This is a genomic window from Citrobacter sp. ABFQG (assembly GCF_004322975.1).
Lineage (GTDB): Bacteria > Pseudomonadota > Gammaproteobacteria > Enterobacterales > Enterobacteriaceae > Citrobacter > Citrobacter freundii.
In genome coordinates, this window is record NZ_CP036435.1 from 492,718 (window position 1) to 514,648 (window position 21,931).

A 21,931-nucleotide genomic window follows, 5' to 3' on the forward strand; every position below is an offset into this window, starting at 1 on the left:
GTGTCCTTAAAGTAAAAACCACAGGTCTTGTAAGGTTTTGTTTAACCTGCGGCCTTAAAGTAACACCCACTCAACATGACAGAAATGCACCTGGATCATAATTGATACAAAAATGTTAAAAATTTTGAGCTGGCTCGCACAAGCGAGACCTTTTTTAACTTTTGTAATCAGCGCTTTCCGGTGCCAGATAACGTTCTTCAAAGATATTTGCCGGAACGGGTCGAGCAAACAGGAATCCTTGCGCCACTTCCACCCCGGCTTTTGATAACCATTCGCGTTGCGCTTCGGTTTCAACGCCTTCGGCGATCATCTGCAAGTTGAGGCTATGTGCCAGCTGAATGATGGCGGAGATCATGCTGCAATCTTCGGGCACGCCATCGACAAACATCTTATCGATTTTGAGTACATCCACCGGCAGCGACTTCATATGCTGTAGCTGTCGCAGACCCGCATACCCCATGCCAAAGTCATCCAGGGCGATGCGCACGCCCGCGTTGCGCAGCGGTCGCAAAATGGCCACTGCGGCGTGGGGATCGTCAATATGCCGGCTTTCAGTCACTTCCAGAATCAATGTGCCAGGCTTAATGCGATAGCGCGTTAACAACTCCAGCAGATCAGACACCATACTTGGGTGCATCAACTGGAGAGCGGATAAATTCACCGAGAGCGGCAGCATGAGACCGCGTTCTTGCCAGGCTGACAGCTGGCGGCATGTTTCTTCCAGCACCCAATAACCGACGGTCACCATCAGACCACAAGACTCAATTCTGTCGATTAACCCTTCCGGCAGCTCCCAGCTACCGTCCGGCTGCTGCATCCGCAACAATGCTTCTGCGCTCAATACCTTGCCGCTGGACATCTCAACCTGGGGCTGCATCCAGAGCGCAAATTGCCGGTTATCCATGGCGGTTAAAATATCGTTCTCTTGGGTTAAACGCTGCTGCGCCTCTTCCATCTGCAACGGATCAAAGAACTGAATTTGGTTTTTACCTTTATGACGCGACGTTAACACGGCTGACAGGGCGCGGCGGTAGAGCTGCTCTGCGGTTAAATCACCATAAAACATCGCCACCCCAATGTTGCAGGTAGGACGTAGTTGAATACCCTGAATCGGTAACCGCTCATTAACGATAGTGAGTACTTGCTGACCTAGCGTAATAGCGTGCCAGGGTTCTTTTACACCATGGGCGATAATGGCAAAGTCATAGCCACTCACTTGGGTAAGCACCATCCTGGGAGACAATACAGACTTCAGTTTTTCGACCAGCGTAAGTAACAGGATTTCTCGCTGGGTTTCGGTTAACACACCCGCGGTGTCACGTAGGGTTTCGCAGGTGACAATCATCAGCGCCGTCGTCTGTTGGCGGGTAACAACCTGCTCCAGCAGCCCCATTAAAAACGACTTATTGGGCAGTTCGGAAACCGGGAAACGCATTGCTAAGTCGCTTTGATCTTCGCTATGTCGCTGAATCAACTGCTGATTAAGATTGTAGCTACGCACCAGCATACCAATCTCATCATCCTGATGTAGACGCGGCAATGCCAGTTGATAACCAATCAGGTCCTGCTGTTGAATGTCGTTCAGCTCACGGGCAATTTTACGTAAGGGGTGCACAATCAAGCGGTTAATGCACCAGGAGATAGCGACGGTCAGTATTAGCGACAAAAGTAAGTAAATGGTCACTAACGTCGAGAGCGTACTCATCACGAATTTGTACATGCGGTACGAATCCGCCTGCAGCACCAGATACGCCAGCGGTTGTGGGTTAGCGGAACGTTCAAGAGAATAGATAGGCAGCGAAATTTGTACCGGAAGCTCAAACAGGCGAGTCACCGTAACCGGAACCGGACGTTCAGGTATAAAGCTCATCCGCAGCGCCTGAAACTGATTAGGCAGCACCACATCGGCGCGACTTACCACGCCTGCTGGCCGAATACTTCTTAAAATAGCTTCCGCTTCGGGAATATCCCCTTTCAGGATAGTGTTCGACAGAGGTTCACGAACGGAGCGAGCGATGCTTTCCAGTTGCGTAGCCGTGTTATAGCGGTTTTGCTGGACCAGATGGAACAACAAAACGGTGCAAAAAATAAAAACGAACACCATAACAACGGCCGCAACCATTGCCATCTGCTTAATTGTTAACGAGCGACTGACACGCAAACTGACTCTCCACGGATAGACGAAACTGCCGTCAGAGTATACCCGATCGTAGCGGTATTAAGAGAGGCGGTATCTGAAAACTTCCCAGCGTGCATTATCGCGACAGGATAGGCACCTGACGACGAGATTTATCTGCATTTAAGCCGAAAAAGGCCGCAAGGTTACCCCCTGCGGCCTGGTTCGGGCGCATGTTGCCATTACGGCAGGCAGACGCCCGCAAAGTGCATTACTTCCTGTTACGCAGCCAGTTCACAATCAAGCTGGCAATAATGCCAGCGATAATTGGAGCCGCTAAATCGTGCCAGAAAGCCACGCCTAACTGTGCGAGCGTCATATAGCCGCCTGTGTTGCAATGGCAACTGTTCGCGGCTATTCTTGAACTGTTGAGGATCAAGGTTAGCCCCCGTTTTGTTGCCAGGTTTATACCGAACAACGTGCGGGGGTTTTCTCTTTCCAGCAACCTATGCCGCCGGGGATCAAGCCCCCGCAACATCGCGCCTCACCGGGTAAACCCGGCGTGCTGCTGATTCTACGGTAACACTTCCGTCTCATCACCCCGGAGTGATCCAGTCTGCGTAAAGCCTCGCAATTACGGCTTAATAAATCCGCCAAGCGCTGGAAAGTTTCTTGCCAACTGGCAACTTTCCTGACGGCTACCCGCACGATAAAACCACTAACACATTGATATCTATTGGTTTATTTTCTGGCACAGCGATTGCTATATGACTGTGAGCTGTTCTGTTCCGAATCAAAGGAGATATCATGTCTGACTGTCGTACTTACGGATTCAACACCCAGATCGTTCACGCGGGGCAACAACCCGACCCTTCAACTGGCGCGCTCAGTACGCCTATTTTCCAGACTTCAACGTTTGTTTTTGACAGCGCCGAACAAGGTGCCGCCCGCTTTGCGCTCGAAGAGTCCGGGTACATTTACACCCGTTTGGGTAACCCCACCACCGATGCGCTGGAGAAAAAGCTGGCGGTACTGGAACGAGGTGAAGCCGGACTGGCAACCGCGTCCGGTATTTCAGCTATCACCACAACGCTGTTGACGCTTTGTCAGCAGGGTGACCATATCGTTTCCGCCAGCGCGATTTACGGTTGTACCCACGCGTTTTTGTCGCACAGCATGCCAAAGTTTGGGATTAACGTCAGCTTTGTCGACGCGGCAAAGCCTGAAGAAATCCGCGCCGCCATGCGCCCGGAAACCAAAGTTGTATATATCGAAACGCCCGCTAACCCGACGCTGTCGCTGGTCGACATTGAAACGGTAGCCGGTATCGCCCATCAGCAAGGCGCATTGCTGGTGGTGGATAACACCTTTATGTCGCCGTACTGTCAGCAGCCTTTGCAACTGGGCGCGGATATTGTGGTGCACAGCGTCACCAAATATATCAACGGTCACGGGGATGTGATTGGCGGCATCATTGTTGGTAAGCAGGAGTTTATCGACCAGGCGCGGTTTGTTGGCCTGAAAGATATCACCGGCGGCTGCATGAGTCCTTTCAATGCGTGGTTGACGCTGCGCGGCGTTAAAACGCTGGGCATTCGTATGGAGCGTCACTGTGAAAATGCGCTGAAAATCGCCCGCTTCCTCGAAGGGCATCCGTCCATTACTCGGGTGTATTATCCAGGCCTGTCATCGCATCCGCAGTATGAGCTGGGCCAGCGACAAATGAGCCTGCCAGGTGGAATTATCAGCTTCGAAATCGCCGGCGGCCTCGAGGCTGGCAGACGGATGATCAATTCTGTAGAATTATGCCTCCTCGCGGTCAGTCTCGGTGATACCGAAACCCTCATTCAGCACCCAGCGTCTATGACACATTCGCCCGTTGCGCCAGAGGAACGGCTTAAAGCAGGTATTACCGACGGGCTTATCCGTCTTTCTGTGGGTCTTGAAGATCCAGAAGATATTATTAACGACCTTGAACACGCCATCAGAAAGGCAACATTCTGACCAATATGGCCTGAACCGACGCCGTTCGGTTCAGGTTGTTGAGAATCAAGGCACAACAGTCTGGCAATACGCGCAATCCTCTTTCGGGGAGAACGTGTATTTTGGGCAGGGGGTTCTATGCAGGACAACACATTACAATTAAGCAACAATACAGCAACCGCCGTACCATTCTCAAAAAAAATACCGTTTACGAAATACGATTTTGGCTGGGTATTACTGTGCATAGGCATGGCCATTGGTGCCGGAACGGTACTGATGCCGGTACAAATTGGCTTAACAGGCATTTGGGTATTTATTGTCGCCTTTATTATTGCTTATCCGGCAACTTATATTGTGCAGGATATTTATTTAAAAACATTATCAGAAAGTGAAACCTGTAATGACTACACGGATATTATAAGTCATTATCTGGGAAAAAACTGGGGCGTATTTCTTGGCGTCATCTATTTTCTGATGATTATTCACGGCATATTTATTTATTCCTTATCTGTGGTTTTTGACAGCGCCTCATATATCAAAACCTTCGGCTTGACCGAGACCGATCTTTCACAGTCGATAATCTACAAAGTGGCCATTTTTGCCGTGCTGGTCGCCATTGCTTCCGGGGGAGAAAAACTGCTGTTCAAAATCTCCGGCCCGATGGTAGTGGTCAAAGTGGGTATCATCATCGTATTTGGTTTTGCGATGGTTCCGCACTGGAACTTCGCTAATATCAGCGCCTTCCCTGAAGCCTCGGTGTTCTTTCGCGATGTACTGCTAACCATCCCGTTCTGCTTCTTCTCCGCGGTGTTTATTCAGGTGTTGAACCCTATGAACATCGCCTACCGCAAACGGGTGGCGGACCGGGTACTGGCCACTCGTATGGCTATACGTACGCATCGGATCAGTTACATTACGCTGATTGCGGTCATCCTGTTTTTCTCTTTTTCTTTTACCTTTTCCATTAGCCATGAAGAAGCCGTTTCAGCCTTCGAACAAAATATTTCCGCACTGGCGCTGGCGGCACAGGTGATTCCGGGACAGATTATTCATATCACCTCAACGGTATTAAATATCTTCGCCGTATTAACCGCGTTCTTTGGTATTTATTTGGGATTCCACGAGGCGATCAAAGGAATTATTCTTAACGTACTGAGCCGCGTTATTGACGTGGAAAAAATTAATCCTCTGGTGCTTACGCTGGGTATTTGTACCTTTATTGTTATCACCCTGGTGATTTGGGTATCGTTTCGCGTATCAGTACTGGTGTTCTTCCAGTTAGGCAGCCCGCTGTACGGGATTGTGTCGTGTATTATTCCGTTTTTCCTGATCTATAAAGTCACACAGCTGGAAAAACTACGCGGGCTGAAAACCTGGCTAATCCTGCTGTACGGGATCCTGCTGTGCCTGTCGCCATTACTGAAGCTGATTGAATAACCCGCGTAAACTGCGCCGTCAGCTCCTGGCGGCGCTTAGCTCACACTCTCCAGTTGATAGCTGCGAATTTTATTCAGTACCGTGGTATGTGACACCCCCAGCGCTTTGGCGATATGCCGCGACGACACATTCTCTTCCATCATCTGTTCAATAAGCTGGCGTTCCGCATACAAAACCTGCTCTTTAAAAGGACGTTCTGTCGGGCCTTGCTCAGCGGCGGGCAAATTCACCATCCCTAATTCTTCGGGCGTAATGACATCGGATTCCGCCATTAGCATCAGACGAATAATGGTATTTTCCAGTTCGCGCACGTTTCCCGGCCAGCTGTGATGGTGCAAGGCATCAAAACAAGCTTTATCCAGAATGATCCGCCGTTGGAATTCCTTCGCGTATTTCTGCACAAAGTGGCGAATCAACAGACTGATATCCTGCGGACGCTCCCGCAAGGGCGGAATAGTCAGGGAAAGTACATTGATGCGGTAATAGAGATCGGCGCGCAGCAGACGTTGTTCCACCATATCTTCCAGATTGGCGTTGGTTGCCACAATAATGCGAACATTAACCGGAATAATTTGCGCCCCGCCAACGCGACGGATCCCACCATCCTGCAGGACGCGCAATAATTTAGCCTGTAAGCCCAGCGACATTTCACCAAACTCATCGAGAAAAAGGGTGCCTTTATCGGCCATTTCAAACAGCCCTTTTTTGCCTTTACAATCCGCGCCGCTAAAAGCCCCTTTCTCATAGCCAAAGAATTCACTCTCCATAAGCGACTCAGGTAGCGCAGAGCAGTTGACCGGAATAAACGGATAAAAACGTCGCTGCCCGGAATTATGGATAGCCCGGGCCAGCAGCTCTTTGCCGGTACCCGTATCGCCACGGATCAGAACGGTATATTTGCTGTCAGCAATTTTTATCGCCTTTTCGATAAGCGCGTGCATGCTCTGGCTGCTGCAAATAATGTCAGAGAAATAACGCGGGCGTTCCGGCTCCGGCGTTGACAGCTCGCTTATCTCCTCACAGAGGTAGGCGACATTAATAATATCGGCGCGCTGGCTTAAACAGGATTGCACACAGGAAATATCCTGTAGCTGGCGGCACCAGGATTTAATCAGGATTCGTCCAGGTGTGACTTTCATGGAGATGATATTGATATCGCAGCAGGAAAATTCCTTCAGGACATCCTCAACCATCGACAGACGATCAATTGTTTTAATATCCCAGCGTATCGTGACCACATTTGCTCCTGATAGTTAGCAACTGCGAAATAGATATTTCTGTGGCGAGAGGAAACCTGACTACATTTTAGACGCTGTGGAATAATGTTCTGCCAGAGGACTCACATTGTGGACGGAAAAACAAAATATAAAAAAACCGGAGCACAAGGCTCCGGTTATCGGGTCATAACCCACGTTTATTGCTGTGGGTTTTCGTCCTGGTCAACGGCGAAACAGGCCACCAGTTGACCGCCATAGTCTTTTAACTGTGGCTGAAGCTGAGTACACGGACCAAAGCGACGACGGCAACGGGCGTTGAATGCGCAGCCTGGTGGCGGATTCAGCGGGCTTGGCAGCTCACCGGTCAGCTTGATACGCTCGCGGCGATCGTCCGGGTTCAGGCGCGGCGTTGCGGAGAGCAGCGCCTGAGTGTACGGATGCCGTGGATTATTGAAGATCTGATCCTTGGTCCCTTTTTCCACACAGCGGCCTAAATACATCACCATCACTTCATCGGCAATGTGCTCTACCACCGACAGGTCGTGCGAGATAAAGACGTATGACAGCCCCAGTTCCTGTTGCAAGTCCATCATCAGGTTCAGCACTTGCGCACGTACGGAAACGTCCAGCGCCGAGACCGGTTCGTCGGCAATCACCACATCCGGGTCAAGCATCAGACCGCGGGCAATGGCGATACGCTGACGCTGGCCGCCGGAGAACATATGCGGATAGCGGTCGTAGTGCTCGGTTTTCAGTCCCACTTTCGCCATCATCGCCAGCGCTTTTTCACGGCGCTCCTCTTTGCTGAGCGTGGAGTTGATCAGCAACGGCTCTTCCAGAATCTGCCCTACTTTTTTACGCGGGTTCAGGGAACCATAGGGGTTCTGGAACACTATCTGGATTTTCTGCCGACGCAGCTTCTGCGCCTGCGGGTCATGCTTGAGTAAATCCTGACCCTGGTAATACAGCTCACCGCCAGTCGGGATTTCAATCATCGTCAGCAGACGGCCAAGGGTGGATTTCCCACAGCCCGACTCACCTACCACCGCCAGCGTTTTACCGCGCTCCAGAGTAAAGGAAACGCCATCCAGCGCTTTCACCAGGCGTTCCGGGGCGAACATGCCCTTCTTCACCGGGTAGTGTTTTTTCAGGTCAATTGCCTGCAACAGCGGCTGTTGCGCGGCGGCCTTTTGCGTACTCATAGCCCAGGCCTCCCGGCATCATCAAGTGGGTAGTGGCATTTCGACTGACGACCGCCTTCCAGCGGGTTCAGTTCAGGTTCTTCAGCGCGGCATTTGTCGGTCGCATAGGGGCAGCGTGGATTCAGCAAACAGCCGCTCGGGCGGTCATATTTACCGGGAACCACGCCCGGCAGTGAGGCCAGACGCGCTTTGTCCTGAGCAAACTCCGGCAGCGCGCGCAGCAGCGCCTGGGTGTAAGGATGACGCGGCGCGCGGAAGATATCCTGCGCGGCCCCGGTTTCCACTACCTGCCCAGCGTACATCACGATGATTTTGTGTGCCGCTTCAGCCACCAGCGCCAGATCGTGCGTGATTAAGACCAGCGCCATGTTCTCTTTTTGCTGCAATTCCAGCAGTAGCTCGATGATCTGCGCCTGAATGGTCACATCCAGCGCCGTTGTCGGTTCATCTGCAATCAGCAGCTTCGGACGACAGGCAATTGCCATCGCGATCATCACGCGCTGACTCATCCCACCGGACAACTGGTGCGGATAGACATCCAGACGCGAGGCCGGATCGGGGATCCCCACCAGCGTCAGCAGGTCAATTGCCCGCTGAATACGCGTTTTTTTGTTGCCGCCCTGGTGCACCTTGATGGCTTCCATAATCTGGTAGCCGACGGTGTAGCAGGGGTTAAGACTGGTCATCGGGTCCTGGAAGATCATTGCCACTTCCGCACCCACCAGTTGGCGACGCTCTTTCTCAGAGATGCGCTTCAGGTCGCGACCATTAAACTCCAGATTTTCGGCCATAACGCGGCCAGGGTAGTCAATCAGTCCCATAATCGCCAGCGAGCTGACGGACTTACCAGAACCAGACTCCCCAACAATGCCAACCACTTCACCCTGATTCACACTGTAGCTAATGCGGTCTACGGCGCGGAATTCGGAACCTACGTCGCCGAAATGCACCGATAATTTATCTACATTTAATAACGCCATCTCGAACCTCTTACTGCTTCAGTTTGGGATCGAGCGCGTCACGCAGACCGTCACCCATCAGGTTAAATGCCAGCACCGTCAACAGGATCGCCAGTCCCGGGAAGGTCACGACCCACCAGGCGCTTTGGGCAAACTGCAGAACGTCAGAGAGCATGGTGCCCCATTCCGGCGTAGGCGGCTGTGCGCCCATCCCCAGGAAGCCGAGGGCAGCCATATCGAGAATGGCGTTAGAGAAGCCAAGCGACGCCTGAACAATCAGCGGCGCAAGACAGTTAGGCAGAATATTGACGAACATCTGGCGCATCGCGCCGGCTCCCGCCACGCGGGATGCGGTGACGTAGTCGCGGTTAACTTCCACCAACACAGCGGCGCGCGTCAGACGCACATAGTGCGGCAATGCCACAAACGTCAGCGCCAGCGCAGCGTTGCCTATCGAGGGGCCAAATACCGCCACCAGCACCAGCGCCAGTAACAGGCTCGGCAATGCCAGCATGATATCGACCACACGCATGATGACGTTATCGACAATTCCACCAAAGTAGCCAGCGATCAGCCCAAGAACCACGCCCATCAGCAGGGAGAGTACAACCACCAGACAGCCAACCAACAGCGACAGACGCGCACCGTACATCAGGCGGGACAGCACGTCGCGGCCCACATCATCAGTACCAAACAGATGCGCCATGGAACCACCTTCCTGCCATGCAGGCGGAGCTAGTAGCGTATCGCGGAACTGGTCTGCCGGGTTGTACGGCGCAAGGACGTTGGCAAAGACCGCAATCAGGATCATCACCACCACATACACCAGCCCAACAACCGCGCCTTTGTTGCGTTTAAAATAGTGCCAGAACTCCTGCAGCGGCGTCATCGGCACCGGTGCAGCAATAACTTTATTTTCAGTAACCTGTGACATGATGGCCCCTTACTTCTTATGCCGAATACGCGGGTTCACCACGCCGTACAGCAGGTCTACCAGCAAGTTGACGAGGATAATCATCGTCGCGACCAGTAATACCCCGCCCTGCACTACCGGATAATCACGGCGTTGCAGCGCATCGATCAGCCAGCGTCCCAGCCCCGGCCACGAGAAGATAGTCTCGGTCAGGATTGCCCCAGCCAGCAACGTACCAACCTGCAGGCCGATAACGGTTACAACGGGCAGCATCGCGTTACGCAGAGCGTGAATGATGATGACGCGCATACGGGTCAAACCTTTAGCGCGCGCGGTACGAATGTAATCCTCGCCCAGCACTTCCAGCATCGACGAACGGGTCATACGCACAATGACCGCCAGAGGAATGGTACCCAGCACCATCGCAGGCAAGACCATATGCGCCAACGCATCGATAAAGTTGCCCTCTTCACCCCAGATGGCGGTGTCTATCAACATAAAACCGGTCAGCGGATTGGAATCATCAAGGAACACCATGTCGCTCACCCGCCCAGAAACTGGCGTCAGGTTCCACTGCACGGAAACCAGCATGATCAGCATCATGCCCCACCAGAAAATCGGCATGGAGTAACCGGTCAGCGCCAGGCCAACGGCGGTGTGATCGAAAATGGAGCCGCGCTTAACGGCAGCAAGTACACCCACCGGGATACCCACTGCGACGGCGAAAATCATCGCGCAGACGCCGAGTTCCAGCGTGGCTTTGAATCGAGGTACGAACTCTTCCCACACCGGTAAGCGGCTTTTCAGTGAGATACCTAAATCGCCATGCATAACCCCCCAGATATAGTGGAGGTACTGCTGCCACATAGGCTTATCCAGACCGAGTTCAGCCAGCAGTTGAGCATGACGCTCAGGGGAGATCCCACGTTCACCTGCCATGATCATAACCGGATCGCCGGGGATCATATGGACGAAGGCAAAGGTGAGAAGAGTGATACCGATAAACGTGGGGATGACGAGTCCCAAACGTCGGAGAATGAACTGCAACATAACCCGGATTCTCTCTAATGACGCACGGCCTGGAACCGTGAGTCTGCATTGCTCACAAATCTTATCCCACGCAAACTGCATCGTGGGTAAAGCATTACGCCGGATGGCGCTGCGCTTATCCGGCCTACACAATACCGGGGCGCAGCGCTTCCTTGATTGCTTTTAATTATTCGACAGAGACGTTTTCGAAGTGGTGTTTGCCTAATGGATCAACCACATAGCCTTTTACTTCTTTACGCACTGGTTCATACACGGTGGAGTGAGCAACAATCAGAGCCGGGGCCTGATCGTGCATAACAACCTGAGCTTGCTTGTACAGTTCAATACGTTTGTTGTGATCGTCGGTCGCACGCGCCGGTTGGATCAGGTCTTCAAACGGCTTGTAGCACCAGCGAGAGTAGTTGGAACCGTCTTTCGCTGCCGCACAGCTAAACAGGGTGGCGAAGAAGTTGTCCGGATCCCCGTTGTCACCGGTCCACCCCATCATCACCGCCTGATGTTCACCCGCTTTGGCGCGTTTCAGATACTCGCCCCACTCGTAGGTCACAATCTTGGCCTGAACGCCAATTTTCGCCCAGTCAGCCTGAACCATTTCCGCCATACGACGTGCGTTCGGGTTATATGGACGCTGTACCGGCATAGCCCACAGCTCAACGGTAAAGCCTTTGTCCTGACCGGCTTCCTTCAACAGCGCTTTGGCTTTCTCAGGATCGTAGGTGTAGTCTTTAACGTCGTCGTTATAGCCCCACATGGTCGGTGGGATCAGGTTTTTCGCGGCAACGCCAGCACCCTGATAAACCGCTTTGATGATCGCTTCTTTGTTTACCGCGTAGGTCAGCGCCTGACGGACTTTCACATCATCAAACGGTTTCTTCTCGGTGTTGAAAGAGAGGTAGCCAACGTTCAGACCGGCCTGCTCCATCAGGTTGATATTTTTATCCTGCTTCATGCGTGCGATGTCAGCCGGGTTCGGGTACGGCATCACCTGGCACTCGTTCTTCTGCAGTTTGGCGTAACGCACAGAAGCGTCAGGCGTAATGGAGAAGACCAGACGGTCGATCTGCGGCTTAGTGCCCCAGTAACCTTCGAATGCTTTATACAGAATACGAGAGTCTTTCTGGTACTGCTGCAGCTGGAACGGACCGGTACCGATTGGGTTCAGATCCACTTTCTCCGGGGAACCGGCTTTCAGCATGTTGTCCGCATATTCTTTGGAAAGAATAGAAGCGAAGTCCATCGCCAGGTCAGCCAGGAACGGTGCTTCCGGGCGAGTCAGCACGAACTGAACGGTTTTATCATCCACTTTTTTCACTTCGGAGATCAGGTCTGGCAGACCCATCCCTTCGAAGTATTCATAGCTGCCGCCAGAAACTTTATGGTACGGGTTCTGGGCGTTTTTCTGACGATCGAAAGAGAACACCACGTCATCGGCGTTTAATTCGCGCGTCGGTTTGAAATCTTTGTTGTCCTGCCACTTCACGCCCTGACGCAGGTGGAAGGTATAGGTTTTACCGTCTTCGCTGATTTCCCACTTCTCAGCAAGTCCCGGGATCACTTCAGTTGTGCCGGTTTTGAACTCGACCAGGCGGTTATAGATCGGCACGGAGCTGGCATCATAGGTGGTACCAGAGGTGAAAAGCTGCGGGTTAAAGCCTTCAGGAGATCCTTCTGAACAATAAACCAGAGTTTTAGCCTGTACGCTTGCTGCGACGGTCATAGCCACCAGGCTCAGACCAAGCTTCAGCATCCCTGACTTCTTCAAGGAAATACTCATTCTTCTGCTCCAAATGTGATGTTTGTTGTTTTACCCTTTGCAATGGGTTTGCACCGCCTGGCCTTTTTTGTTTTTTACCCGGCCGGGTCAGCGTTAAGAGGATGGGGATTCCGTTCACATAAGCGACTGAGTTGCAGTGCGGATTCTCCATGAAATGCCCCTCATACCCTACAATCTGTCAACAGAATGTGAAAACGTCAATACAGGTAACCGCGATTTACACCAACGGTGAGAATTGGCAAACAAAGATTAAAAAAAGTGCAAGCGGGTATTTTCAGCAGGGAAATTTGTGCTACGCGCACTATGCCAGAATAAACATCTTCATACTTCGCAACATTTGGAGATTAACATTTATGCAATTTATTCAAATTTTCCCAATGAATGCTGCATATCTGAGCGATTAATGCCATGAACGTTAAAACGCACAGCGGAAAATGCCAGCGCCAGCCATAAGTAGCGCAAAAAAAGTTTCAAGCAAACATAAAAAAAGGCAATGGAATATGTCACAGAATCGTTAACTGTCAGTGGGAAGTGATGCACAATTTTTGCAGATAAAAGGAAGGTCAAAGGTGGGATTGGAATAACGCCATACACGCCAGGATGAAACTGAGTCTGTAGGCCGCATAAGGCGCTTGCGCCGCCATCCGGCAATGTCTCCAATATTGCCTGATGGCGCTTCGCTTATCAGGCCTACAAAACAAAAAACCCTGCTCGTTGAGCAGGGTTTTAAATTTGGTCGGTGATAGAGGATTCGAACCTCCGACCCCTTCGTCCCGAACGAAGTGCGCTACCAGGCTGCGCCAATCACCGAATGCGGGGCGCATCTTACTGCTCAGCCGCGCGCCCGTCAATCCCTTAGTATCAAAATGCCATTTGATCGGCGAGAAAGTCAGCAGCTCTGTTACTGGGCTGTAACCTTCTTCGCGTCCGGGATACGACACCAGTTGTTATTCTCGTTAATCCCCCCATTTGGCGAGGTATAACCAAGGCAACCCAGAACGGTATCGTACAGTTCCACATGACGACGCGGCACCTTCATCTCAGCTTCTTGCTTCAGGTGCGCAAATGCCTTCGCATGGTCAGGGTCTTCCAGATATTTGTCTGACATCCACACCATCATAGGAACGCGGAACTGCTCAGGCGGCGCCATTTTACGCGGCGTACCGTGCAGGTGCTCACGTTCGTTAATTGACTCACCGTGATCGGCGGCGTAAAACACGATCGCTTTCTTATCGCGCAGCTGATCAAACACCTGGGTAATAAAGTGATCAACGTAGGTTACCGAATTATCAAATGAATTAATCATCTCAGCTTTCGAGCAGCCACTATCAACATTGACACACTCCGGCTTCCACTGTGCATATTCGCGGGTGTAGCGCTGGGTGTAGTTAAAATGCGAGCCCTTGGTGTGCAGAATAATCAGACGCTTTTCGCCATCATCAGTCTTCTGTAAAGATTGCTGCATCTCATTAATCAGCAGCATATCGTCAACGTTTTTGCCACGGTTACGCGGCTCTGCGCCAATCTGTTCACGATAGGCAATGTTTTCCGCCATGGTATTGCTGTAGAACCACATCTCGCTTTGCATCGCGTACAGATCGGTTTTAAATCCTAACTGGCCGAGCACAGAAAAGACGTTTTGTTCTTTCAGCGTACGCTGTGGGTTTTCCTCTGCCCCACCTTCACGAACGAACATGCAGCGTAGTGAAAGCTTGGTCGCGGTATCACAGGAATATCCACGGAAAGCCGCCAGGTTTTTCTCCTGAGCCAGCCTTGGCGTGGTGTTTCGCTCATAGCCAAAAATCCCCATATGATCCCAGCGCGTGGTTTCACCGATAATAAACACGACATAGGTGTCGTCGAGATTGTTGGGGGCAACGTAGGTGAACTTCTTCGCCGGGTTCATCAGCGATTTGTTGTCTGAAGATTCATCCACCTGCGCCCAGGCGTATAAACCCAGCGCAGAGAGCCAGTTTGACGGCAAATAGGAGTTCGCAACGACTCCGCCGTAGCTGGGTAAATCGATCCCTGTTTCACGCTCAACGCTTTTTTGTTGCATGCTGAGCAGACGAATGGGCGCCCACACCATCAGGCCAGCCAATAAAACCGCCGCTACGCTACGCCATCTCATGCCAGGCGTACGAATCTGTTTCATCAGGGTATAACGACAGCGGTTACTCCAAATCAACACCAATGGGATAATACTGACTGAAACCAGCCAAACGATAAAATGCCAGCCGACGACTTCTTTTGATAAATCAATATCGGTGGTCATGACCGAGGCAATAATACCGTAGCCAATGACCACATTCAGGAAGGTCATGTAATAGCTGGCGCCGGCAGAGCAGAGCACCACAAACGTTGCCAGGACACGCCAGACGCGTCGGCCAAATAAAGAGAGAACACGGAGTAAAAAAAAGGTCACCAGCACAGTGCCAGCTAATTCAACAACCGCAGAGAGTCCTTTCCAGACGGTAAACTCGTGCGCATATCCGCTAAAGCGACGGAAAAACACAGCGCAATTCATAAAAAGACCGATATAGATCGCCAGCAAGAAACTCAGCTTCTGCTGCGTCATCGATTTGATATATCTCATGCAAACAAACCCTGGAGGAAGGGATAAAAACACCCTGCGCAAAAGCCTGTCAGGCCATACAGGGGAAAAGTGCGACAAGTGCAGATAATAAGAAAATTCTACAGCGCAGGTAAGTAGACCACAGGAGGGAAGAAAAGTGCTTATAGAGAATGCAAACGGCGCATATATTTTTGTAAATATATGCGCCGGGCATTAATCAGACCACTAATAGATTCAGGCGTGTGCCTCGGTATAGACGCTACGCTGCGGCTGACGAATAGTGGTAGAAAGCGCCAGCGAGATAATTAACAGCGCAAAGATAACGCAGAAGGTCACATAGAATCCGCCGAACAGCGAGGCGATAATGGAACCACAAATGCTGCCGATACCGAAACCTAAGTAAATGACACCGTAGTTTTTAGCCAGGTTGTTCAAACCGAAGAACTCACTCACCAGTGACGGGAACACGGTGATGGTGCCACCAAAGTTAAATGCCACACAGGCAATCGCCGTAAAGAAGGTCACATCATTCAACGGCGCGAACAGCAGTGCCGCCATACCCACCAGCGAAACGACCTGACCAATGGTGATAACGCGAATACGAGAGATTTTGTCGGACAGAATCCCCAGAACCAGACGACCGGACAGGTTAGCGATAGAAATCACGGTCACCGCGTTTGCCGCCGTTGCCACATCCATATGTGCCAGACTTTGTGCGATATCTTTCGCCACGCCAATTACGTACAGCCCGCTCATACACGCCGTCAGGAACATGACCGCCAGCATCCAGTACTGCGGTTTACGCATGGACTGCGCCAGGGTGTAGTCATTCTCAACCACGCCATTTTTCGTTTTCACTTCCTGATTCGGCGCGTCTTTCATCAGCGTGGAGCCAAAGACGATCATTACCAGCACAATCGCGCCCCAGATCATGAAGGTTTTTTCCAGACCCACGGTGCTCAACAGTTGGCTATCGATGAATTTAAAACCGAGGCTGCCAAGACCGTAAGAACCGATAGCGAAGGCGGAAATCAGCCCTTTACGCTCCGGGAACCATTTTACACAGTTGGAAAGTGTTAACAGGTAGCCTGCGCCATCCGCCAGACCAACCAACACACCAGCGCTCAGCCACAGCATAATCAGGCTGTCAGAGTGTGCCGTTAAGAAGAAGCCAACACCGAGTAAAATACCGGAGGCCATGGTGACGCGTTTCACGCCAAAACGTTCCTGCAGTTTCCCGGCGACGGAAGAAGAAATTGCCAGCCCGAGGCTCAGCAGGCCAAAGGAAAAGGCAACCTGACTCACCGGCGCATCAAGCTTAGAAGAAAGCGCACCGTTAAACAGGCTCCAGGTATAAACAGAACCTAAAGCAAATTGGGTAATGATGGTGCCGATCAGTGTCAGCCAGCGGGTACGCTGATAATCAGAAGTTTTCATGGCAGTCTTCCTGCATAAACAAAAGGGGAAATTCTCTGCCAACAACCATACCGAAGCGTTTTTATGAGCAGGGGAAAACGGCATGAAATGCCGCCAGGACGGAATGAAATGCCTGGAATGCGGAATGAATGACGAGACAAAAAGTCGGGTTACTGAATTTTATCGCATGAGTTAGTACACGCTATCGCTGGAGTGCGTGTGATTGTTGATCTCAACATGTAATCAAGATGTTTATGTGATGATTGTTTACGTTAAAATTTGGCGCTCACTCCCATGGTGTACATATAGTCGCTGTTGTTGGTGCTATTTTCCGCCTGCGACAGCGCCGCGTAAGCCGCCATGTGCGGGTTCAACAGCATATCCGCACCGACGGTAACATCTACCCAGTTACCATCCTGACCCGCCGCCGTCATGCGACTGAGACCCGACTGCGCCTTCCAGATATTTTCGCCAAACTGCTGGTTATAGCTGATTTGCGCCCACGGTCGCACATCACCGAACTGCGAATTGACTCGCCAGCCCAACGAGCTCACGCTGGCATGCCACAGCGGATCGTTCTGCGTTACCGACGTCGCGCTATCGCCAAATTCGTTGTAAGTAGATGTGGTGGAACCGTCATAATGCAGCGCGGCAACCGGACCGGTTGTCACCTGCCTTGAAAGCGGGAAGTTCCAGCCCATACTCATGCCGCTGGTGGCATCCATTGGCGTCTCATCCGCCAGATTCACCACGGGCCCCGCCACGTTCTGAGTGGAACGAATACGTTCTTCCAGAATGTCGTTATAACGTGGTTGGTGATCGCTGTCCCATGTATAACGTTCAGCCGTATGCCCTGACAGCGCATCAACGATATATTCTTGTTGCCAGCCATATGCTGTATTGATGGACAGCGCACAAACTATGACGCTCGCCAGAGTTAACCTTTGGCGACCACTACTGTTTCTTATAAGCATCAACGCGACTCCAGAAAAGAGCCGAATTCGGCGATATTATTGTCATTGTGTGAAGTATTTGGGCCAGCAGGCCTTGTATTAAATATTGTCTTTTTAGCTGGCGCGTCAAGGCGGGCCGAATGAAATTTTTACGCCAGTAAAAACAGCGAGGAAGAATATGCAGCGTTGCGGATGGGTCAGTCAGGATCCACTTTACATTGCCTACCACGACAAGGAATGGGGCGTCCCCGAAACCGATGGCAAAAAGCTGTTCGAAATGATCTGCCTCGAAGGCCAGCAGGCCGGGTTATCGTGGATTACTGTACTCAAGAAACGGGAAAATTATCGCCACGCTTTCCACCATTTTGACCCGGAAAAAGTGGCGGCCATGACCGAAGAGGATGTGGAAAGGCTGGTACTGGATGCCAGCATAATTCGCCATCGCGGAAAAATTCAGGCCATTATCGGCAACGCTCGTGCCTTTCTGACGATGGCACAAAACGGAGAGTCGTTTAGCGAGTTCGTCTGGTCATTTGTTGATAACCAACCACAAGTGACCCGCGCCGCCAACCTGAGCGATATTCCCACCTCCACGCCTGCGTCAGACGCGCTGTCTAAAGCGTTAAAAAAACGCGGTTTTAAGTTTGTCGGCACCACCATTTGTTACTCCTTTATGCAGGCATGCGGCCTGGTCAACGATCATGTCACCAGCTGCATCTGTTATCCGGGAGAACAACATGATTCGTGAATCAAAGGCTGAAGATATACCAGCGATTCTGACGCTGTGGATGGAAAGCACAATCCATGCCCATCCGTTTATCGAAGAGCGCTACTGGCGCGAAAGTGAATCAGTGGTGCGGGATGTTTATCTGCCAGCCGCGCAAACCTGGGTGTGGGAAGAAGAAGGCGAGCTCAAAGGTTTTGTCAGCGTCATTGATGACCGCTTCCTCGGCGCGCTGTTTGTCGCGCCTGCCGCCATCAGAAGCGGGATCGGCAAAGCGCTGGTGCAGCATGTGCAGCAGCGCTTTTCGTTACTAAGCCTGGAGGTCTACCAGAAGAATCAATCAGCGGTGAACTTCTACCATGCGCTGGGTTTTCGCATTGAAGACGGCGCATGGCAGGAAGAGACTCACCATCCCACGTGGATTATGGGCTGGCAGGCGGATCAAACGCCGTAAGCGTCAACGTGGGTCCGTTGTATTTTTCAAGCCACGCCAGCGCGGTGTTGCCCGCGCAGCCATTCCCCAGCTTCGAGCTGGGGAGATCTTTGGTCAGCACGTTGACGGCGCCATTTTTACAAATACCGTTCGCTGCGAGATCCAAATCAGGCCAGGCGCCTTCATGAATACAGATAACGCCGGGTTTAATACCCGCCGTCACCACCGCGCCCGCCAGAACTTGACCACGCTGGTTCCACACCCTGACCGTATCGCCATCCGCAATGCCGCGTGCGTGGGCATCCTGCGGATGAATCGTTACCGGCTCACGATCCGCTACCGCGTACTGCTCACGTAGCGCACTGTAGTTAAGCTGACTATGCAAACGGTGCGCCGGATGGGCGGAAAGCAGCTGTAGCTGGTCCGGTTCGGCGTTACCGAACCACTCATCCGGCTCCAGCCACATCGGGTGCCCCGCACAGTCCGCGTAGCCGTAACCAGCAATCCTCGCGGAGTAGATTTCAATTTTTCCGCTGTACGTTTTCAGCGGATGAGCCTGCGGGTCGCGGCGAAAATCCGCAAAACGGATAAACTGCGCGCTGGCGGCATTTTCCGGCATTTCGATCAGGGCGTTGCGCTGCCAAAACTCGGCGAAAGGCGGCAATGTCACCTGCTGACTGGCCCCACGTTGCCCGGCAATATTGTAAAACGTCTCCAGCCATTCCAGCTCGCTTTTGCCTTCGGTGAATCGCTCGTAACCGCCCTCTTCCCAGCGTTCACTCAGCTCGGCAAAAACATCATAATCATTTCGCGCTTCGTCCTGCGGCGGCACAACCTGCTTCATCGGCACCAGGTGCTGGTTGCTGTAGTCGCCGGTCATGGTCAAATCATTGCGCTCAAAGGAGGTGGTCGCCGGCAGTACGATATCGGCATGCTTCGCTGCGGCGGTCCAGAAACACTCCGAGATAACCACCAGCTCCGGTTTTTGCCAGGCGCGAATTAAACGGTTAGTGTCTTGATGATGGGTGAAGTTAGCGCCACCAGCCCACCACAACATGCGGATGTCCGGGAAATGGCGGTCCATGCCGTTGTGCTGGTAAAAACCACCGGGATTTTCCAGCGCTTCAACAATTCGCGCCACCGGGATTTTATCTACCGCGTCGGTACCGCCTTTAACGCTGCCCTGCATTGAAGCCAGCACCGCAGCCCGGCGCGTTGGGTTGCCTCCGTTGGCAAAATGGTACGACAGCCCAAAACCGCCGCCTGGCGTCCCGATTTGCCCGAGCATGGCGGCCAGGGTGACGATCATCCAGTGTTTCTGCTCACCATACTGTTGGCGCTGCATCCCCCATCCGGCCATCAGCATGGTGGTATTTTGGTGAAATATCGCCGCAAGTTCGCGTATTTTTGTTGCGGGTATACCGCAAATCTCCGCAGCCCACTCTGCCGTTTTCACAACATCATCAGATTTACCCAACAGATAGTTTGCAAAACGGTCATAGCCGGTGGTACACCGGGCGAGAAAATCCTCGTCATGCCAGCCGTTTTCCACCAGCGTATGCGCGATGCCCAGCATCAGCGCCACGTCGGTCCCCATATGCGGGGCAATCCATTCCATCTTTTCGCCAAAGAATTCGACGCTTTCCGATCGCATCGGATCGATACAGATCAACCGTTTACCGCTGTCGCGCAAAGCCTCAAAGTAAGCAAGCCCCTGCTCATCGGACGCGTTCCAGGCAATCTTCAGTGTATTCAGCGGATTAGCGCTCCATAACACCACCACCTCGCTGTTCTCAAGCACCACTGGCCAGCTGGTTTGCTGCTGGTAAACTTCGTTACCGCCCACCACGTACGGCATGATCGCCTGCGCAGCCCCTGTCGAATAATCCCCCAGATGCCCGGTATAACCGCCTGCCAGCGCCATATAGCGTTGTAGCAGGGTTGCCGCTTTGTGTAACACGCCGTTAGAGCGCCAGCCGTAGGAACCGGCAAAAATCGAGGCCGGGCCGTTGCTGTCACGGATGCGTTTATGCTGCGTATGGATAAGATTCAGCGCGTCGTCCCAACTGACGCGAACAAATTCATCCTGCCCACGCACGCCCTGGGGATTCTCCGGCGAGGCGAGAAAGCCTTTACGCACCATTGGAAAACGTACCCGCGTTTTACTGTGAACCTGGTCGCGCACCACGGTTTGCAAAGAGTTGGGATGGGAAGTGGGCAGCGCGCCACGCGAGGAGAAAACCGTCTCACCATCGGTGTCGACGAGAATTGGTCCCCAGTGGGCGGCGGTTAACACCGAGTAATGTGCGGGTGAATTAGCCAAGATGGCGCTCCTGAATGCGATGTGACGACTTATTTATTATGCCGTTCAATGTTACTTACAAATTTCAGAGTCTTCCCTGGAATTTTCTTCATGTTCACACGTCATAATCAACCGCCACGGTCGCTGTGGCAAAGAAGAAAAAGTCATTAAGGAATTAAGATGAAGAAACGTGTTTTTGTTATTGCTGCCATCGTGAGCGGCGCCCTGGCGGTTTCTGGCTGCACAACAAACCCTTACACCGGCGAACGCGAAGCAGGTAAATCCGGCATTGGCGCGGGTATTGGCTCTCTGGTCGGCGCGGGCATTGGCGCACTCTCTTCTTCGAAGAAAGATCGCGGTAAAGGCGCACTGATTGGCGCGGCGGCGGGTGCGGCCGTTGGCGGCGGTGTCGGTTATTACATGGACGTGCAGGAAGCCAAACTGCGCGACAAAATGCAGGGAACGGGCGTCAGCGTGACGCGTAGTGGCGATAACATCATTCTGAATATGCCGAATAACGTCACCTTCGACAGTAGTAGCGCCAACCTGAAACCTGCTGGTGCCAACACCCTGACCGGCGTGGCAATGGTACTGAAAGAGTACAATAAAACCGCCGTCAACGTGCTGGGCTTCACCGACAGCACCGGCAGCCAGGATCTGAATATGCGTCTGTCTCAGCAACGCGCGGACTCCGTGGCCAGCGCCTTAATCACGCAAGGGGTTGCCGCTAATCGTATCCGCACTCAGGGCATGGGTCCGTCAAATCCGATCGCCAGCAACAGCACGGCGGAAGGTAAAGCGCAAAACCGTCGCGTTGAGATTACGTTGAGTCCTATGCAGTAATCGTTGAGCCGGGTGGCAGCTTCGCCTTACCCGG

General features: G+C 52.4%; 19 protein-coding genes and 1 tRNA gene. 5 read left to right on the forward strand and 15 right to left on the reverse strand.

Features of this window, described 5'->3' with window-relative positions:
- Window positions 1–154: 154 nt before the first annotated feature.
- Together hmsP and WN16_RS02495 are read right to left on the reverse strand one after the other, a co-directional pair.
- Window positions 155–2,161 (reverse strand): biofilm formation regulator HmsP, encoded by a 2,007-nt coding sequence (gene hmsP, locus WN16_RS02490; protein ID WP_071681698.1) that lies wholly within the window; start codon window positions 2,159–2,161, stop codon window positions 155–157.
- Window positions 2,162–2,387: 226 nt separating this feature from the next.
- Complete coding sequence (locus tag WN16_RS02495) at window positions 2,388–2,495, reverse strand: type I toxin-antitoxin system toxin Ldr family protein (RefSeq protein ID WP_003023297.1); 108 nt, start codon at window positions 2,493–2,495, stop codon at window positions 2,388–2,390.
- Window positions 2,496–2,923: 428 nt separating this feature from the next.
- On the opposite strand from WN16_RS02495, the gene megL reads away from it, so the two are divergent.
- Both megL and WN16_RS02505 read left to right on the forward strand, forming a co-directional pair.
- A complete protein-coding gene (megL, locus tag WN16_RS02500; protein ID WP_003023295.1) occupies window positions 2,924–4,120 on the forward strand; it encodes a methionine gamma-lyase in 1,197 nt (398 codons plus the stop codon).
- 117 nt (window positions 4,121–4,237) lie between these two features.
- Window positions 4,238–5,536, forward strand: a complete 1,299-nt coding sequence (locus WN16_RS02505; RefSeq protein WP_003837738.1) for an aromatic amino acid transport family protein — start codon at window positions 4,238–4,240, stop codon at window positions 5,534–5,536.
- Window positions 5,537–5,571: 35 nt separating this feature from the next.
- On the opposite strand, the gene WN16_RS02510 is transcribed toward WN16_RS02505, so the two are convergent.
- The 12 genes from WN16_RS02510 to WN16_RS02565 all read right to left on the reverse strand — a co-directional run bounded on the left by WN16_RS02510 (window position 5,572) and on the right by WN16_RS02565 (window position 17,616).
- Window positions 5,572–6,774 (reverse strand): sigma 54-interacting transcriptional regulator, encoded by a 1,203-nt coding sequence (locus WN16_RS02510; protein ID WP_003024321.1) that lies wholly within the window; start codon window positions 6,772–6,774, stop codon window positions 5,572–5,574.
- Between the two features lie 176 nt (window positions 6,775–6,950).
- A complete protein-coding gene (dppF, locus tag WN16_RS02515) occupies window positions 6,951–7,955 on the reverse strand; it encodes a dipeptide ABC transporter ATP-binding subunit DppF (RefSeq protein ID WP_003024319.1) in 1,005 nt (334 codons plus the stop codon).
- On the reverse strand, window positions 7,952–8,935 hold the full coding sequence (gene dppD, locus WN16_RS02520) for a dipeptide ABC transporter ATP-binding protein (RefSeq protein WP_032950483.1): 984 nt from the start codon (window positions 8,933–8,935) through the stop codon (window positions 7,952–7,954). The genes dppF and dppD overlap by 4 nt, the downstream gene beginning before the upstream one ends.
- A 10-nt stretch (window positions 8,936–8,945) precedes the next feature.
- The gene (gene dppC / locus WN16_RS02525) at window positions 8,946–9,848 is read right to left on the reverse strand and encodes a dipeptide ABC transporter permease DppC (protein WP_003837734.1); all 903 of its coding nucleotides are present in this window, start codon (window positions 9,846–9,848) and stop codon (window positions 8,946–8,948) included.
- Window positions 9,849–9,857: 9 nt separating this feature from the next.
- A complete protein-coding gene (dppB, locus tag WN16_RS02530; protein WP_003837733.1) occupies window positions 9,858–10,877 on the reverse strand; it encodes a dipeptide ABC transporter permease DppB in 1,020 nt (339 codons plus the stop codon).
- A 166-nt stretch (window positions 10,878–11,043) separates the two neighbouring features.
- Window positions 11,044–12,651: a dipeptide ABC transporter periplasmic-binding protein DppA gene (gene dppA, locus WN16_RS02540; RefSeq protein ID WP_044700383.1), complete on the reverse strand. Its 1,608-nt coding sequence runs from the start codon at window positions 12,649–12,651 to the stop codon at window positions 11,044–11,046.
- Complete coding sequence (locus tag WN16_RS24340; RefSeq protein ID WP_127674029.1) at window positions 12,566–12,802, reverse strand: hypothetical protein; 237 nt, start codon at window positions 12,800–12,802, stop codon at window positions 12,566–12,568. Before WN16_RS24340 ends, dppA begins: the two co-directional genes overlap by 86 nt.
- A gap of 209 nt (window positions 12,803–13,011) precedes the next feature.
- On the reverse strand, window positions 13,012–13,311 hold the full coding sequence (locus tag WN16_RS02545; protein WP_127663664.1) for a hypothetical protein: 300 nt from the start codon (window positions 13,309–13,311) through the stop codon (window positions 13,012–13,014).
- 73 nt (window positions 13,312–13,384) lie between these two features.
- Window positions 13,385–13,461: transfer RNA gene (locus WN16_RS02550), tRNA-Pro, on the reverse strand.
- A gap of 91 nt (window positions 13,462–13,552) precedes the next feature.
- Window positions 13,553–15,247, reverse strand: coding sequence for a kdo(2)-lipid A phosphoethanolamine 7''-transferase (gene eptB / locus WN16_RS02555; RefSeq protein ID WP_003837727.1), 1,695 nt, complete (start codon window positions 15,245–15,247; stop codon window positions 13,553–13,555).
- 213 nt (window positions 15,248–15,460) lie between these two features.
- A complete protein-coding gene (locus tag WN16_RS02560; RefSeq protein ID WP_003024301.1) occupies window positions 15,461–16,663 on the reverse strand; it encodes an MFS transporter in 1,203 nt (400 codons plus the stop codon).
- Window positions 16,664–16,914: 251 nt separating this feature from the next.
- Entirely contained in the window at window positions 16,915–17,616 is a 702-nt protein-coding gene (locus tag WN16_RS02565) for an autotransporter outer membrane beta-barrel domain-containing protein (protein ID WP_003846109.1), read from the reverse strand.
- 157 nt (window positions 17,617–17,773) lie between these two features.
- On the opposite strand from WN16_RS02565, the gene tag reads away from it, so the two are divergent.
- Window positions 17,774–18,343 (forward strand): DNA-3-methyladenine glycosylase I, encoded by a 570-nt coding sequence (gene tag, locus WN16_RS02570; RefSeq protein WP_044700387.1) that lies wholly within the window; start codon window positions 17,774–17,776, stop codon window positions 18,341–18,343.
- Window positions 18,333–18,773 (forward strand): N-acetyltransferase, encoded by a 441-nt coding sequence (locus WN16_RS02575; RefSeq protein ID WP_003846105.1) that lies wholly within the window; start codon window positions 18,333–18,335, stop codon window positions 18,771–18,773. The genes tag and WN16_RS02575 overlap by 11 nt, the downstream gene beginning before the upstream one ends.
- Here WN16_RS02575 and WN16_RS02580 read toward each other — a convergent pair.
- Entirely contained in the window at window positions 18,742–21,075 is a 2,334-nt protein-coding gene (locus tag WN16_RS02580) for a molybdopterin guanine dinucleotide-containing S/N-oxide reductase (protein WP_044700390.1), read from the reverse strand. The two genes, WN16_RS02575 and WN16_RS02580, sit on opposite strands and share 32 nt — an antisense overlap.
- Before the next feature lie 159 nt (window positions 21,076–21,234).
- Between WN16_RS02580 and WN16_RS02585 the strand changes: the two genes are divergently transcribed.
- Window positions 21,235–21,897 carry an OmpA family lipoprotein gene (locus tag WN16_RS02585; RefSeq protein ID WP_003837719.1) on the forward strand — a complete coding sequence of 221 codons (663 nt, stop codon included), beginning with the start codon at window positions 21,235–21,237 and terminating at the stop codon, window positions 21,895–21,897.
- Window positions 21,898–21,931: the final 34 nt, after the last annotated feature.

Bases quoted from the DNA above. Each gene is read 5' to 3' on its own strand.
- WN16_RS02495 (WP_003023297.1), bottom strand. From the start codon at position 2,495: ATGACGCTCGCACAGTTAGGCGTGGCTTTCTGGCACGATTTAGCGGCT.
- megL (WP_003023295.1), top strand. From the start codon at position 2,924: ATGTCTGACTGTCGTACTTACGGATTCAACACCCAGATCGTTCACGCG.
- WN16_RS02505 (WP_003837738.1), top strand. From the start codon at position 4,238: ATGCAGGACAACACATTACAATTAAGCAACAATACAGCAACCGCCGTA.
- dppF (WP_003024319.1), bottom strand. From the start codon at position 7,955: ATGAGTACGCAAAAGGCCGCCGCGCAACAGCCGCTGTTGCAGGCAATT.
- dppD (WP_032950483.1), bottom strand. From the start codon at position 8,935: ATGGCGTTATTAAATGTAGATAAATTATCGGTGCATTTCGGCGACGTA.
- dppC (WP_003837734.1), bottom strand. From the start codon at position 9,848: ATGTCACAGGTTACTGAAAATAAAGTTATTGCTGCACCGGTGCCGATG.
- dppB (WP_003837733.1), bottom strand. From the start codon at position 10,877: ATGTTGCAGTTCATTCTCCGACGTTTGGGACTCGTCATCCCCACGTTT.
- dppA (WP_044700383.1), bottom strand. From the start codon at position 12,651: ATGAGTATTTCCTTGAAGAAGTCAGGGATGCTGAAGCTTGGTCTGAGC.
- WN16_RS24340 (WP_127674029.1), bottom strand. From the start codon at position 12,802: ATGGAGAATCCGCACTGCAACTCAGTCGCTTATGTGAACGGAATCCCC.
- eptB (WP_003837727.1), bottom strand. From the start codon at position 15,247: ATGAGATATATCAAATCGATGACGCAGCAGAAGCTGAGTTTCTTGCTG.
- WN16_RS02560 (WP_003024301.1), bottom strand. From the start codon at position 16,663: ATGAAAACTTCTGATTATCAGCGTACCCGCTGGCTGACACTGATCGGC.
- WN16_RS02565 (WP_003846109.1), bottom strand. From the start codon at position 17,616: ATGCTTATAAGAAACAGTAGTGGTCGCCAAAGGTTAACTCTGGCGAGC.
- tag (WP_044700387.1), top strand. From the start codon at position 17,774: ATGCAGCGTTGCGGATGGGTCAGTCAGGATCCACTTTACATTGCCTAC.
- WN16_RS02575 (WP_003846105.1), top strand. From the start codon at position 18,333: ATGATTCGTGAATCAAAGGCTGAAGATATACCAGCGATTCTGACGCTG.
- WN16_RS02585 (WP_003837719.1), top strand. From the start codon at position 21,235: ATGAAGAAACGTGTTTTTGTTATTGCTGCCATCGTGAGCGGCGCCCTG.